The sequence below is a fragment of the Bifidobacterium saimiriisciurei genome (assembly GCF_010667655.1).
In the GTDB taxonomy this organism is placed as follows: domain Bacteria; phylum Actinomycetota; class Actinomycetes; order Actinomycetales; family Bifidobacteriaceae; genus Galliscardovia; species Galliscardovia saimiriisciurei.
Genome location: NZ_WHZU01000006.1, coordinates 39,187 through 52,770, shown reverse-complemented (window position 1 = coordinate 52,770; position 13,584 = coordinate 39,187). Strand labels below are relative to the sequence as shown.

9 protein-coding genes are annotated in these 13,584 nt (G+C 65.1%); 5 read left to right on the top strand and 4 right to left on the bottom strand.

From position 1 onward, the window contains the following. Nucleotides 1-33 precede the first annotated feature (33 nt). The 3 genes from GFD18_RS04860 to metG all read right to left on the bottom strand — a co-directional run bounded on the left by GFD18_RS04860 (nucleotide 34) and on the right by metG (nucleotide 6,451). Nucleotides 34-2,370 carry a KUP/HAK/KT family potassium transporter gene (locus GFD18_RS04860; protein WP_163198960.1) on the bottom strand — a complete coding sequence of 779 codons (2,337 nt, stop codon included), beginning with the start codon at nucleotides 2,368-2,370 and terminating at the stop codon, nucleotides 34-36. A 537-nt stretch (nucleotides 2,371-2,907) separates the two neighbouring features. Continuing rightward, entirely contained in the window at nucleotides 2,908-3,858 is a 951-nt protein-coding gene (locus GFD18_RS04855) for a TatD family hydrolase (protein WP_163198527.1), read from the bottom strand. 721 nt (nucleotides 3,859-4,579) lie between these two features. Further along, nucleotides 4,580-6,451 carry a methionine--tRNA ligase gene (metG, locus tag GFD18_RS04850; protein WP_163198530.1) on the bottom strand — a complete coding sequence of 624 codons (1,872 nt, stop codon included), beginning with the start codon at nucleotides 6,449-6,451 and terminating at the stop codon, nucleotides 4,580-4,582. Between the two features lie 211 nt (nucleotides 6,452-6,662). Here metG and GFD18_RS04845 point away from each other — a divergent pair, with 211 nt between their 5' ends. Continuing rightward, nucleotides 6,663-7,547: a hypothetical protein gene (locus GFD18_RS04845; protein WP_163198533.1), complete on the top strand. Its 885-nt coding sequence runs from the start codon at nucleotides 6,663-6,665 to the stop codon at nucleotides 7,545-7,547. Between the two features lie 128 nt (nucleotides 7,548-7,675). Further along, on the top strand, nucleotides 7,676-7,966 hold the full coding sequence (locus GFD18_RS10945) for a variant leucine-rich repeat-containing protein (RefSeq protein ID WP_404801606.1): 291 nt from the start codon (nucleotides 7,676-7,678) through the stop codon (nucleotides 7,964-7,966). A 44-nt stretch (nucleotides 7,967-8,010) separates the two neighbouring features. On the opposite strand, the gene rsmI is transcribed toward GFD18_RS10945, so the two are convergent. Further along, nucleotides 8,011-9,042 (bottom strand): 16S rRNA (cytidine(1402)-2'-O)-methyltransferase, encoded by a 1,032-nt coding sequence (rsmI, locus tag GFD18_RS04835; protein ID WP_163198536.1) that lies wholly within the window; start codon nucleotides 9,040-9,042, stop codon nucleotides 8,011-8,013. Nucleotides 9,043-9,247: 205 nt separating this feature from the next. On the opposite strand from rsmI, the gene GFD18_RS04830 reads away from it, so the two are divergent. From GFD18_RS04830 to GFD18_RS04820, 3 genes are all read left to right on the top strand, one after another. Further along, on the top strand, nucleotides 9,248-11,485 hold the full coding sequence (locus GFD18_RS04830) for an RNA degradosome polyphosphate kinase (RefSeq protein WP_163198539.1): 2,238 nt from the start codon (nucleotides 9,248-9,250) through the stop codon (nucleotides 11,483-11,485). A 309-nt stretch (nucleotides 11,486-11,794) separates the two neighbouring features. After that, nucleotides 11,795-12,856, top strand: coding sequence for an NUDIX hydrolase (locus GFD18_RS04825; protein ID WP_163198542.1), 1,062 nt, complete (start codon nucleotides 11,795-11,797; stop codon nucleotides 12,854-12,856). Further along, entirely contained in the window at nucleotides 12,846-13,559 is a 714-nt protein-coding gene (locus tag GFD18_RS04820; RefSeq protein WP_163198545.1) for a thymidine phosphorylase, read from the top strand. Before GFD18_RS04825 ends, GFD18_RS04820 begins: the two co-directional genes overlap by 11 nt. The last annotated feature ends 25 nt before the right edge of the window (nucleotides 13,560-13,584 follow it).

Below are 13,584 nucleotides of genomic sequence, written 5' to 3'. Positions count from 1 at the left end.
GCGCGGCCGTGGACCGGCCGGCCGCGCCGGCGTCTATTTGCCGCGTCCGACGCTTGACGCGGGTTTCAGCTCGAAGCTCGGCCTCGAATACTCGTGGCTTTCGCGGGCCGAGATCTCGGCGGCGCGGGCGTTCTCCTCCTCGTCGCGCTGCTCGGCGCGGATCTCCTGCAGCGTGACCGGACGCTTCGGCTTGCGCAGCGCCACCCGCTTGAGGGCCGGCACCTTGTGCGTGGAGACGAACAGCGGCTGGATCTCGACGACGGGGTTGTACGCCGTCAGGCCGAACCATTTGACGGGATTGCCCGCCACATGGCGGATCGCGTACTTCACGCGAAGCGACGTGGCGCCACGCGACGTGATCTTCGACTCCGGCATGAGGGCCTTGTGCACGAGCACGTACTGGATCGTGCCGATCTCGGAATCGGCGTCGACCTTCGGATAGATGGACGACTGCCTGGGCAGCGTGCCGTCCTTGATGAGGTCGTGCATGATCTGGTGCAGATACGTGGCGACGTTCTGGGAGACCTTGAACCCCAGGCGTATGCGCACGCGGAACAGGAAGCTCGTGCCGAAGTTCTCCACCGAGTACTCGCGCGTGAACGGGTCGTCGGTCACCTGCACCGACACCGCCCACCATGCGCGGGCGCGCTTGGGATGGTTCGCGAAGATGGAGTAGAAGATGTCGGTGTCGAGACGCCGCAGCTCGTTGTCGGACGTCAGATAGACGAGGTTGTCGGCGTAGTACGGGATCTTGAAGTCGCGGTGCAGCACGTCGAGCGCGGGCAGGAACTCCTTGGGCCACATGTGGCGGCGCTGCGAGCGCTCGACCTTCGTGCCCTGGTCCCACGTGTACATGATGCCGAGGATGAGCAGCGTGAGCAGCATGGTGAACCAGCCGCCATGCAGGAACTTCGACATCGACGCGAGGAAGAACAAGATCTGGATGGCGAGGAACGCGAGCGCGAACACCACGGCGAACACGCGGCGCTTCCATGCGCACCAGATGTAGGCGGCCAGCAGGATCGTGGTGGTGATCATCGTGACGGTGAGCGCCAGGCCGTAGGCGGCGGTGATGTGCTCGGAGTCGCGGAAGAGCGCGAGCACGGTGAGCGTGGCCACGCACAGCACGAGGTTCACGGTGGGGATGTACAGCTGGCCGCGCGTGCGGGCCGGGTAGCGCACCTGAAGATGCGGCATCCAGTTGAGGCTCGTGGCCTCGGAGATCATGGTGAACGCGCCGGTGATGAGGGCCTGCGAGGCGATGACGCCGGCGGCGACGGAAAGGATGACGGCCACGGAGCGGATGCTCGGGGTCATCATCTGGAAGAACGGGTTGAGGCTCGGGATGCCGTAGAGCCGCTCGTTGCCCTGGTTGCGCAGCATCCACGCGCCCTGGCCAAAGTAGTTGAGGATCAGCGCCACCTTGATGAACGGCCATGTGGCGTAGATGTTGCCGCGGCCCACATGCCCCATGTCGGAGTAGAGCGCCTCGGCGCCGGTGGTCGCCAGGAACACGGTGCCCATGATGGCGAGGCCGGCCTTGTTGGCGGGGTCGAACAGCAGGAAACGGATGCCCGGCCACGGGTTGAGCGCCTCGAAGACGCTCCAGTCCGCGCCGATGTTCGCCGCGCCGACGACGGCGAGGAACGAGAACCAGACCATGACGACGATGCCGAACACCTTGCCGATGCGCTCGGTGCCGCGGGACTGTATGGCGAACAGCAGCACGATGATGACGACGGTGATCATCAGCGTGAGGTTCGGGTTGCCGTCGAACGTCGAGTCGAGCTGAGGGATGGTATGCAGGCCCTCGACGGCCGATGAGATGGACACGGCCGGCGTGAGCACCGAGTCGGCCAGGAAGGCCGCTCCGCCGATCATGGCGGGGACGGCCAGCCACTTGCCGTATCGCCGCACCATGGAGAACAGCGCGAAGATGCCGCCTTCGCCCTTGTTGTCGATGCGCATGGCGATGAACACGTATTTGACGGTGGTGATCAGCGTGATGGACCAGAACAGCAGCGACAGCATGCCGAGCACGGACTGGCGGTCGGCGTACTGGATGCCGCCCTGCCCCGAGAGGAACGACTGGGCCATGTACAGCGGCGAGGTGCCAATGTCGCCGTAGACCACGCCCAACGCCACGATGCACATGGCGAACGATATGCGGTCGGGACCGGACTGGAAGTTCCGCCACCAGCGGCCGAGACGGGTCTTCGGCATCCTGGCGGCCTTGCGCCCGGCCTTGCTGGCGGCCTTCTTCGCACGGGCGGCCTCCTCGCGCTCCTCGGGAAGCACGATGTGGTGCGATGTGCTCGGCGGCTTGACGATGCCTTTGAGCCGTAGGGCGCCGGTGTCCTCCGCGGTCATCGATGCCTTCGACGACGGATTGGAGACGGCGGCTTTATCGACGGCCGTCTTCTCGACGGCCTTGGCGGACCTGACGGTCTTGGAGCCGGCTTTGGACGTCGGCCTGGCCGATGTCCTGCCACCGGCCTTGGAGCCGGATTGGACGGCGCCTGTCTTCGTTTTCGAGGTCTTGGATGCCTTGGACTTCGTCCGTGGCTTCGTGGCCTTGGCCTTCTCGGATTTCTCGGATTTCTCGGATTTCTCGGATTTCTCGGATTTCTCGGATTGCTTCGCCGTGGAAGTTGATGTCGTCGCCGCACCGGCGGCTTGTTCGGCTTCCGATTCCTCCGGTTCGACGCCCTCCAACGAGGCATTCGCCACCGAGGACGATTTGGTATCCTCCATAACGTGGAACCTCCAACACTTTCGCGTACGCGGATCTCACATCATCCCTACTTGTGTACTAAGCGAAAGATACGCTACCACCACGCCGCAAAAATGGTAAATCCATCGGATAACAAATGAGGCAACACATGGAAAACACCGGCTTACACGCCCTTACACGCCATAGACCCGCTGCGCGTTGGCGCGGGTGATGGCGGCCATCTCGCTGACGGGGATATCGAGCACGTCGGCCATGGCGGTAAGCGTGTACGGCACCATGTACGGTGCGTTCGTGCGGCCGCGGTACGGCATGGCGGTGAGATACGGGGCGTCGGTCTCCACGAGGATGTGGTCGCGCGGGGTGAGGGCGAGCGCGGCGCGGATGCCCTCGTTGCCCTTGTAGCTCACGGTGCCGGAGAAGCTCAGATACCATCCCTGTTCGCGGGCGATCTCGCCCATCGCGGCGTCGCCGGAGAACGAGTGGAACACGGTCCGGTCGGGCGCGCCGTCCCTGAGGAGGATGTCGATGCAGTCGGCGTGGGCGTCGCGGTCGTGGATCTGCATGGGCAGGTTCAGTTCCTTGGCGAGCGCGATGTGCGCGCGGAACGCCTCGCGCTGGTAGTCACGGGCGGCGTCGCCGGTGCGGAAGAAGTCGAGGCCGGTCTCGCCGATGCCTACGACGATATCGGGGTATGCGACGGCGAGGCGATGGACTTCGGCGATGGCGTCGTCGAAGGAGATGTCGTGCCAGGGCTTGTACTTGAGTTCGAGGCCGTCGGGGCCCTTGGCCCCGCGATGGCCGTGGAGCACGGATTCGTTGGGATGGATGGCGATGGCCGCATGGACCCGGCCGGGGAACTGGCGGGCGAGATCGATGGCGTCCTGAAGATGCGGGTATTCGCAGCCGACGTCGATGATCTGACGGATGCCGACGGCGGCGGCCATGTCGAGCAACTCGGCCTCGGAGTAGACAGGCACGGGCGGCTGGCCCTTGAGTTCCGCCTCATGGCTCATCGCCTTGGAGAACGGGACGACGGATTTGACGTGCGTGTGGTTGTCGATGGTCCATTCGGCGAGGGGTTCGGGGGCCGGTGCCCAGTTGCGGTTGCGGTGGTGTTTTGCCATGCCTACCAGTATGGCAGGGGCCTCGAAAATACGCGGGGATCGGGGAACGGGGAACGCGCGGGGGAAATGAAAAACCCGGTGGGGACTGGCCACCGGGTAATCAGAGAAAGGAAGAGAGAAGAAGGGTTCAATTATGCTGATTCAATTATGTTCCGCTTACCGGGTGAATCGACTTTGCCGAACCACCCGCGGGCTCATCAGCGGTATTGCTTGCTGACGGTTTATATATAACCATCCGTTTCTGGGCGCAACGATGCGAAAACCTTGGAGTTTTCTGAAAATCCGCGTATCCGTAATGTTCGCCGCCATGCCTGCCGCCAACGGCATATGCGGGGCCTTCACCGCCATGTTGCGGAAGAGCGCGACGGCGGAAGGAAGGAGAGAAAGAAGAAGCCCGGCGGGAGAGAAGACCGCCGGGCTGAGAGAAGAGAGAAGAGAGAAGAAGAAGGGTTCAGTTATCAGATTCGATCGGGAATCTCACCAGCGGTGTTGTCCGCTGACATGTCTTATATAATCACCCGTTCCTTGGAAAGACGATGCAAAAACCTGAATCTTTCCTGAGAATGTGTGACGGAACTGTGAAACACGGGCCCGAAACCCCTGAAATCGGCGATATGCGGTGCCTTTCGGTCGTTTTCGCAACGAAAAACGACCTTATGATGACACCGCACATTGCGGATAACGGGGTTTCGGGCCCGTATTACCTACGCAAGGCTGCGGATCACTCGGATTCGGCGGCGAGCTTGGCCTTCTCGGCGGCCAGACGCTCGGCCTCCTTGGCGCGGCGGGCATCGAGTTCGGCCTGGAAGCGGTCGAGCTCCTCCTGCACGGCCTCCTTCGGAATCTTCGCGAAGATGGGCTTCGGCTTCGGCACCTCGGCGCCGACCTCGATGGGCTCGCTCTTCCACGGATGCACGTTCACGCCGAGCTTGTAGTCGCCGGTGATGATCGGGTACTCGAAGCCGGGCTTGTCGAGATCCTCGACCTCCTCGATGCGCGGCAGCGGGGAGAACGTGCCCTTGCCGCCAAGCGCCTCCCACACCTTCTGCGCGGAATGCGGCAGGAACGGGGCGAGCAGGTGGTTGGCGTCGGAGACGGCCTGCGCGGCGACGTGCAGCACGGTGCCGAGACGGGCGTCGTCGTCCTTGATCTTCCACGGCTCGATGGCGGAGATGTACTTGTTGATCTCGCCGACGATGCGCATGGCCTCGGCCAGGGCGGCCTTCTGGTGATGCTTCTCGATGAGGTTGCCGACGGTGTCGAACGCGGCCTTGGACTCGTCGAGCAGGGCGCGGTCCTGGTCGGTGAGCTTGGCCTCGTCGATGGCGGGGATGGCGCCGAAGTTCTTGGCGATGAGGTTGGCCACGCGGTTGACGAGGTTGCCCCATGCGGCGGCGAGCTCCTCGTTGTTGTGGCGCACGAACTCGGCCCACGTGAAGTCGGAGTCGGAGGATTCCGGACCGGCCACGGAGATGTAGTAGCGCACGGCGTCAACGGGGTAGCGGGCGAGGATGTCCTTCACGTAGATGACGATGCCGCGCGAGGAGCTGAACTTGCGTCCCTCCATGGTCATGAACTGGGAGGCGACGACCTGCTCGGGCAGGTTCAGCGGGCCGAGCGGGCCGGTCTCGCCGCCCTTGGAGCCCTGACCGTTGTAGGCGAGCATCTCGGAAGGCCAGATCTGCGAGTGGAAGGTGATGTTGTCCTTGCCCATGAAGTAGTAGCCGGGGGTGGCCGGGGCGTTCCACCAGGCGCGCCAGGCCTCGGGGTCGCCCTTGCGGCGGGCCCATTCGATGGATGCCGACAGGTAGCCGATCACGGCGTCGAACCACACGTAGAGCTTCTTGTTCGGGTTGTCGATCCAGCCGGCCACCGGCACGGGGATGCCCCAGTCGATGTCGCGCGTGATGGCGCGCGGCTTGACCTCCTTGAACAGGCCGATGGAGAACTTGATGGCGTCGGTGCGCCAGCCCTCGCGGGTCTTCAGCCAGGCGAGGTTGGCCTCGGCGAGCGCCGGCAGGTCGAGGAAGAAGTGCTCGGTCTCCTCGAAGCGCGGGGTCTCGCCGTTGATCTTGGAGACGGGGTTGATGAGGTCGATGGGGTCGAGCTCGTTGCCGCAGGCGTCGCACTGGTCGCCACGCGCGCCGTCGGTGTGGCAGATCGGGCATTCGCCTTCGATGTAGCGGTCGGGCAGGGTGCGGCCGGTGGACGGCGAGATGGCCACCTGCTGGGTGCCCTTGTAGATGTAGCCGTTCTTCAGGCACTGCTTGAACAGCTCCTGGACCACGTGCTCGTGGTTGCCGGTGGTGGTGCGGGTGAACAGGTCGTAGCTCAGACCGAGGTCGCACAGGTCCTTGGCGATGACGCGGTTGTAGCGGTTGGCGAGCTCCTGGGCGGTGACGCCCTCCTTCTCGGCCTCGACCAGGATCGGGGTGCCGTGCTCGTCGGTGCCGGAGACCATCAGCACGTCATTGCCCTTCATGCGCTCGTAGCGCGCGTAGACATCCGAGGGGACGCCGAAACCGGCGACGTGGCCGATATGGCGGGGGCCGTTGGCATACGGCCAGGCAACGTTAACAAGAATATGACTCATAACCCTCGATTATCCGCATGGACGTTGACATCAGGCCGCCTCGCGCCGGACTACGGCAACGTGGCATGGCGTCGTTGCGGGGACATGGTTATTCCACTTATCCACAATTATGCGAAAGGCGGTCGCGCAAACGCGCCGGTGCGGCTAGCGTTCGAACCAAGGGGCGGCGATACGCCGGGAGAACACACGTTCAACGAGGAATGGAGCGAACATGGATATCCCATCGAAGACAGCAACGACGGCAGCGGCTACGATCACGATTCCGGCCGACGGCGGGGCACGGGGAACTCCCGAGCACGCCGCCGCGACCGGCGAATCAGCGGCGGCTGCCAGACCGACGACGGCGGCCGAATCGGTCATCGTCGACCCGCTGACCCTACGCAAACGGCGGAGGCTCCCCGAACGACGGGGATATGCGGAACCGCTGATCACGCTCATCCCATCGGTCGTGTTCATCGACGACATGCCCGGCAGCCTGGGATTGCACCGCATGGTGGACGACGGCATGCTGTCGTCGCTCGACGAGGGCAGCGCCTATGTGGCGCGGGATTCGGCCACGTTGTACGGCCGGGCGGCGATCGCCGACTGCATCGTGCCGTTCGGCTCCATCGCCGCGGGACTGCTCGCATCATGGATATGGCTGGGAGGACCGTTCCCCGAACGCATCGACCTGATATCCGGCTCGCACTACCGAGCGCTCGCCTACGGACGGCAGGTGCGGGTGTTCCATCGCCAGACGACCGCCGAGCAGGTGATGAGGCTCGGCAAGCTGCGGGTGACCTCGCCGGTGCGCACCATCTGCGACCTGGCCTGCATGGATGCGGCCGGGCGGGCGAACATCAACGTGGACGGCACCATCGTCCGCCTGCTGGCCGCCTATGCGATCTCCGCGGCGCTGTGCCTGCAGACGCTGTGGGACAACCAGCGTTGGCCGAATCACGGCGAGGGAGTGGAAACGCTGACGAGAATACTCGAACGCCAGCAGGCGGGAACGGGGGCGAGGGAGGACCATATCAACGGCTGCGCGGCCGATGAATGCAGAACCGGCGACAGGCATGACGCCAACGGCGCGCCGGACGATGGCGACGCGTCATGAGACGCGCACCCCGCAGGGCGACCGACCGGCTGAACGCCGGAAGCCGCCGCCCGCCGAGACGAGCACGACGCATGCGGCGAGCCGCTGAATCAGCCGGGGCGGCGGGCAGGGCGCCGAAATCCACGGTTATGCCGAAACGGCTGAAGACCATACGAGGCATCACGATGAACGCGCCGGCCAGACGACGGCGCGGGCTGCAGCCGCCCGCTCCCCCGCTGCGGCTCACCCCGCAGGTGGCCAGCGACCCGCTCACCGACGAGGACGTGCTGTGGCATATCGCCGAGCATGCGCCGGAACTGCGCATGTGGCTGATCGCGAACACGGCGGCGACGCCGGAGCTGCTGGAATACGTCTCGCAGGTCGGCGGCCCGGGCGTCGCACGCGGATTCGAGGTTCTGTTCGCCTCATTGGAGGGGTGAGCGCCGGAAGCGAGCGCCGAGGGGCGATTCTGGAAAACCGAGCGCTACTGCCGAATCTTGAGCACGGCGGAATAGACCTGCTTGCGATTGGCAAGCGAGCCGTCGGGCAACGGATGCTCCTCGATCACTTCGGCGATGGCGTCCTTGATGCGCAGGCCGTCCTCGAGCGCGCGATCGATGGCGAGCACGGCGAGCTCCTCCACGCTCAGCGTGGAGGCGGAGTTCTCGCGGGCCTCGTCCTCGGAGGCGCCGGCGATGACCAGCACGATCTCGCCGCGCGGAGGGTCGTTGATCACGCCGTCCCGGATCTCGGCGATGGAGCCGCGGCGAATCTCCTCGTAGTCCTTGGTGAGTTCGCGGGCGAGCGCCATGGCACGGTCCGGGCCGAACGCGGACAGCAGGTCGTCCATCGCGTCGGCGATGCGATGCGGGGTCTCGTAGAACACGATGGTGCGGCGTTCGGACTGCAGCGCGCGCAGGCGCTGCACACGGTCGGAGTGCTTGCGGGGCATGAAGCCCTCATAGCAGAAGCGGTCGGTCGGCAGACCGGACAGGGCGAGCGCGTCGAGCACGGCGGAGGGACCGGGCGCGCAGGTGACCGGCAGGCCGCGTTCGATGGCGCGGCGCACGATCGACAGGCCCGGATCGTTGATGGTGGGCATGCCGGCGTCGGAGACGACGAGCACGCAGGCGCCGGCCTCGACCTCGTCGAGCAGGCCGTCGGATTTGCCGCGCTCGTTGTGGTCGTGGAACGCCACGACGCGGCCGTTCACATGGACGCCGAGGCGACGGGCCAGATCGTAGAGACGACGCGTGTCCTCGGCGGCGACGATGTCGGCCTGCTCCATCAGCGCCATCAGCCGCGACGAGGCGTCGCCGACGTTGCCGATGGGCGTGGCGGCGAGCACGACCGTGCCGCGGGGAACAGCGACCACGCGCAGGCCGTCCGGCCCCGCAGCGGCATCATGGCCGCCGGCCGCGTCGGCGACCGGTCCGGTGGCCTGGTCATCGACGACGCCGTCGCCGGGAATAGTGATGGAAGTCTGACTGGGTTCGCCGTGTTTTGCCGAATGCATAGTTCCAGTATCCACGACGGGCATACGAGACGCGGAATTTACGCACCGACGCGGCGGGCGCGGCCGGCATCGGCGGGTGCGCGCCGGTCGTGCACGCTCACAATCAGGCCGTGCGGACGCGGCAATCCGGCAGGAATATGAATTGCCGTTGAATTTTGGCGGGTTACGGGCGGATTACGGCGATATGGATAATAAAGTGGTAGGCATGGCCCAAATATTCAATGCACCTTCAAAGGCGATACTGAAAAGTCAGATCGCGGAGCATATTGCGGAGACTCCGAAAGAGAGCCGCCTCAATCCGAACGCTCCCCACTACGACCCGCTGCCCGACGACCGCTTCTTCGACCGTGAGCTCAGCTGGCTGAAGTTCAACAAGCGAGTGCTGGAGCTCGCCCAGGACGAGTCGCTGCCGGTCCTTGAACGCGCGAACTTCGAGGCGATCTTCGCCTCCAACCTCGACGAGTTCTTCATGGTCCGCGTCGCCGGCCTCAAGCGCCGCATCGACACCGGTCTGGCCGTCACCGCGGCCAGCGGCCTGAGCCCGCGCCAGCAGCTGCGCGCCATCACCGAGCAGGCCCACCGCCTGCAGGACGAGCACGCACGCTACGCCATCGAGCACATCCTTCCCGACCTCGCCAAGGAGAACATCGTCCTGCTCAAGTGGAGCCAGCTGACGATCTCCGAGCAGGAGCGCCTGAGCAAGTTCTTCCGCCGCCAGGTCTTCCCCGTGCTGACCCCGCTGGCCGTGGACCCCGCCCACCCGTTCCCCTACATCTCCGGCAACTCGCTGAACCTCGCCGTGATCGTGGAGAACCCGAACTCCGGCAAGTCGCACTTCGCCCGCGTGAAGATCCCCGACAACCTGCCCCGTCTCGTCGCCGTCGACGACCTGACCGAGGACGAGAGCAACAACGTGCGCTACGGCTTCGTGACCATGGAGAACCTGCTCATCGCCCACCTCGAGTCGCTGTTCCCGGGCATGATCATCAAGGAGGCCCGCTCCTTCCGCGTCACCCGTAACGAGGACATCGACGTCGAAGAGGACGATGCCGAGAACCTGCTCAACGCCATGGAGAAGGAGCTGCTGCGCCGCCGCTTCGGACCGCCGATCCGCCTGGAGATCTCCGACGCCACCAGCCCGTTCCTCTCGCACCTGCTCGCCGACCAGCTCGGCGTGAGCGACGACGAGGTCTACCGCCTGCCGGCCCCGCTCGACATGACGGTGCTCTTCGAGCTCGGCGCCATCGACCGCGCCGACCTGAAGTTCCCGAAGTTCATCCCGACGACGAACCGCCAGATCGCCGAGGTCGAGTCGAGCCGCGCCCAGGACATCTTCGCCGCCATCCGCGAGCGCGACGTGCTGCTGCACCACCCCTACGACTCGTTCTCCACATCGTTCCAGGCGTTCCTCGCGCAGGCCGCCGCCGACCCGAAGGTGCTGGCCATCAAGCAGACGCTGTACCGCACCAGCTCGAACTCGCCGATCATCGACGCCCTCATCGACGCCGCGCACGCGGGCAAGCAGGTGCTGGCGCTGGTGGAGATCAAGGCCCGCTTCGACGAGGACGCCAACATCGCCTGGGCCCGCAAGCTCGAGCGCGCCGGCGTGCACGTGGTGTACGGCATCGTGGGTCTGAAGACCCACTGCAAGCTGTGCCTCGTCGTGCGCCAGGAGGCCGACGGCCTCAAGCGCTACTGCCACGTGGGCACGGGCAACTACAACCCGAAGACCGCCCGCCTGTACACCGATCTCGGCCTGCTCACCTGCGACCCGGTCGTCGGCCAGGATCTGACACGCCTGTTCAACCAGCTGAGCGGCTACGCCCCGAAGTCGAGCTTCCACCGTCTGCTCGTCGCCCCGCGCACCATCCGCACCGGCCTCATCGAGCGCATCCAGCGCGAGGAGGCCGCGGCACGCGCCGGCAAGGAGGCCTGGATCAAGATCAAGGTCAACTCCATCGTCGACGAGAAGACCATCGACGCGCTGTACCGCGCCTCGCAGGCCGGCGTGAAGATCGACATCGTCGAGCGTGGCATCTGCGCGCTGAAGCCCGGCGTGCCCGGCATGAGCGAGAACATCCGTGTGCATTCCGTGCTCGGACGATTCCTCGAGCACAGCCGCATCTACGCGTTCGCGAACTCCGCGGGCCCGCAGATCGGCGAGGGCCCGGCCTCCGGCCCCGAGGTGTGGATCGGCTCCGCCGATCTGATGCACCGCAACCTCGACCGTCGAGTCGAGGCGCTGGTGCGCATCACCGCGCCGGAGCAGATCGAGGAGCTCATCAAGTACGTGGACTTCCAGATGGCCGACACCACCAGCTCGTGGCACATGCAGCCGGACGGCACCTACGTGCGTCATTCGCGTGACGCCGAGGGTAAGCCGCTGGTCGACAGCCAGGAGGCGCTCATCAAGAAGCACACGCGTCGTCGCCACGGCAACTGATCCGTCGACCGACGGCCCCGCGAAAACCTATTCGCACATAATCCTCACGTCAATTGATTGACGCAAGGATTTTCATAACGTTGCGGTCACATTTTCGGGATGTCATCCCGTAATGTGACCGCAACGTTTTTCGTTCCAAATACACGGAAAACGACTTTCACGCATCATCGTCGTCCCATATGCTGGCATCCGCCGGTCATCGACCGTTGATTTTTCGAATTACGATAGGAGCTGCCCGGCTCGGTCGCGTCGTCACCGACGCCCACGACCGCACCGAGAGGTTTTATCGACTCGATCAAAGGACAGACCATGAGTACTACAGTCGTCGAGGCAGCCGGCGGCATAGTGTACCGCTGGCGCGATGATGCGGAGATCCTCGGAGGGAACGCCGACGCGGACCTCGCTCTGGAACATCTGGAACTCTGCGTGGTTCATCGCCCCAAATACAACGATTGGAGCTGGCCGAAGGGCAAGCTCGAGAACAACGAGTCGCATCGGCACGCGGCCGTGCGCGAGATCGGCGAGGAGACCGGCCTGGCGGTGGCGCTCGGCGCCTATCTCGGCGAGATCGAGTATCCGCTTGAGGACGAGGGCAAGGCGAAGATGCATCGCATCGACCCGCGCAAGCCCCGCAAGCACGTATGCTACTGGATCGCCTCGCTCATCGACTCCGAGACCGCGATGAAGCGCCGTTACGCGTTCGGCCCCATCAACACCGACCCCAACGAGGTGGACAACGTCGAATGGCTCTCCCCGGCGGACGCGCGGCACAAGCTCACGCACCCGCTCGACCGCGGCATCCTCGACGAATTCGTCCGCAAGGTGCGTGACGGCATCCTGCATTCAAAGATGTTCCTGCTCATCCGCCATGGCAAGGCGGAAAGCCGCAAGTTCTGGGGCGGCACCGACGCCGACCGGCCGCTGACGCCGCTCGGCTCGGCCGCCGCGTTCGCCCTGACCCGCGAGATTGCCTGCTTCGGCATCAACAGGCTCGTCACCTCGCCATGGCGACGCTGCATCGGCACCATCCAGACGTTCGCATGGCAGACCGGCCTGCCGGTGAACCTGGCCGACGACCTGACCGAGGACGCGTTCGCCGATCACCCCGATTCGGCCTGGGACTGCATCCATCACGAGATGGAGATCACGCTGCGCACCGGGCAGACGACGGCCGTGTGCATGCACCGGCCGGTCATCGGCGGCGTGTTCAACCATCTGCGCGAACTGTGCACGCGAAAGTCGCTGGCGAAGAAGCTTCCGGCGAAAACGCCGTATATGGCGACCGGACATGCCGTGGTCTTTAATATCATTGATTCGGAAAACGGTCCGAAGATCATCGATATTCAGAAGGTAAGCCCTATTGTCTACTAACTCCTCCGCATACGGTTCCTCCTCCGTCCGCGCCGCAGGCTCGGGCTTCGCGGCGTCCGGACGGTTCACGCGTCCGGCGCAGCTCGACCCGGCGTTGGTGGAGCACCTCGCCGGCGGCGTCGACCCGCAGCGGCTGAGCGAGATCAGCCATACGACGGCCGCGTCGCTGCTCGACCGCGTGCACCATACGCAGGACCCGCAGGTCGTGGAACGTGTGCTCACGCTCGTCGAGCACGAAGGCGTCGACCTGGTGGCCGAACTGTGGAGCGAGGGCGACCCGGATTCGCTGCCGGGCGTGCTGTGGCGACTGTATATGCTGCGCACGTGGATGCATCGCAACCGCGAATCCATTTCACGGCTGTGGCGTGTCGGCGAGCCGGTCGCGGGCGTATCGTCCGCCATCGCCGGCGTCGATCAGGCGCCGACCGCGGAGGATATCGCACGAACGGCGGATTCGATTCTCTCCGGCGCGTTCGTCGGCGACTTCGCCGTGGCGTTGGAGCGTGCGAGCGCCTTCTGCTCGGTGATTTCGGCCGGCCTGATGGCCGAGGCACGACGCCGTCAGGAGCGTGCGGCCGAGCTCGGCGAGTCCGTGGCGAACAGCGGCGGCACGCATTTCGCGCGGACGGCGAAGTCGTTGCATAGTACGGCGACGGATTTCCTCAAGGGCGCCAAGCTCTGGCGCGAAGGCCGGTTGGAGTAGGGGCTTTATGGGCAATCATTCCCGC

Coding starts and splice junctions, on each gene's coding strand:
- GFD18_RS04860 (WP_163198960.1), bottom strand. CDS start 2,370: ATGACCGCGGAGGACACCGGCGCCCTACGGCTCAAAGGCATCGTCAAG.
- GFD18_RS04855 (WP_163198527.1), bottom strand. CDS start 3,858: ATGGCAAAACACCACCGCAACCGCAACTGGGCACCGGCCCCCGAACCC.
- metG (WP_163198530.1), bottom strand. CDS start 6,451: ATGAGTCATATTCTTGTTAACGTTGCCTGGCCGTATGCCAACGGCCCC.
- GFD18_RS04845 (WP_163198533.1), top strand. CDS start 6,663: ATGGATATCCCATCGAAGACAGCAACGACGGCAGCGGCTACGATCACG.
- GFD18_RS10945 (WP_404801606.1), top strand. CDS start 7,676: ATGCCGAAACGGCTGAAGACCATACGAGGCATCACGATGAACGCGCCG.
- rsmI (WP_163198536.1), bottom strand. CDS start 9,042: ATGCATTCGGCAAAACACGGCGAACCCAGTCAGACTTCCATCACTATT.
- GFD18_RS04830 (WP_163198539.1), top strand. CDS start 9,248: ATGGCCCAAATATTCAATGCACCTTCAAAGGCGATACTGAAAAGTCAG.
- GFD18_RS04825 (WP_163198542.1), top strand. CDS start 11,795: ATGAGTACTACAGTCGTCGAGGCAGCCGGCGGCATAGTGTACCGCTGG.